At 31.3% G+C, this 792-nt stretch carries 1 protein-coding gene; it reads left to right on the forward strand.

The genetic code is table 11. The features are described 5' to 3' along the window. Positions 1-544: 544 nt before the first annotated feature. Positions 545-792 (forward strand): hypothetical protein (locus E1171_RS00545; protein ID WP_155203064.1); only part of this gene is annotated, 248 nt, incomplete at its 3' end.

Consider the following 792-nt stretch of genomic DNA (forward strand, 5'->3'; position numbering starts at 1 on the left):
AAATAAAGATAATTGGGAATCAGGCGTTGGTTACCCCGAACCACAAATTTAAATTCAGTAATTAAGGCTGTTTTCATTAATTCTCCATTAACAGAAAATGGAAATAACATCCCCATTATTAAACCTACTACAAAGAATAATCGCATAGCCTTAATTCAAATTATCTGACATTCCTAATCCTAGGTCGAGGCCAACCTCCAAAAACATAAATGTCAAGGGTTTGATGCCTTTAAATAAAATTATCTCTCCACTTCTACTAATGATATACCATCTTGCAGCAACATTGTTTATTTTGTGAGTCTATTTGGCTCAGAAATTATAGAATAGAAGCCCTATAAAGAGCACCACCTCATTTGATTTGACAAAAAAGCTACTCCCCTTTCCATCTCATACAACTCTCAAACTCTCCTAACTTCTTAAAAAATAAATCGTAACATAACAGGTTGAATCAACAAAAAATTTAATTTACCCTTTGTACCTTTGAATTTTCAAATTATCGTTTTTAACTTACATTACTAATCCATTCTATTCTTAGGATAAACAAATGAGAAAGAAAGGTCAAAAGAAGAAAAAAAAGGAAATGGGTATAGAAATGACTTTCATTTCCATTGGACTATTATTGATCTTTATTGGCTTAATTTTAGACCAAAATGATACTTTATTAAAGTACAGCACCTTATCTCTCGGGATATGTTTATCTGTAATGGGACTTTCAAACCTAGGCTTAAAAGGAATTATTAAGAGTTCCTCAAAAGAAGAAAAAATGTACGTCTCCTATAAAAAGAAAGAGGA

It is taken from the genome of Xanthovirga aplysinae (genome assembly GCF_009711365.1).
Lineage (GTDB): Bacteria > Bacteroidota > Bacteroidia > Cytophagales > Cyclobacteriaceae > Xanthovirga > Xanthovirga aplysinae.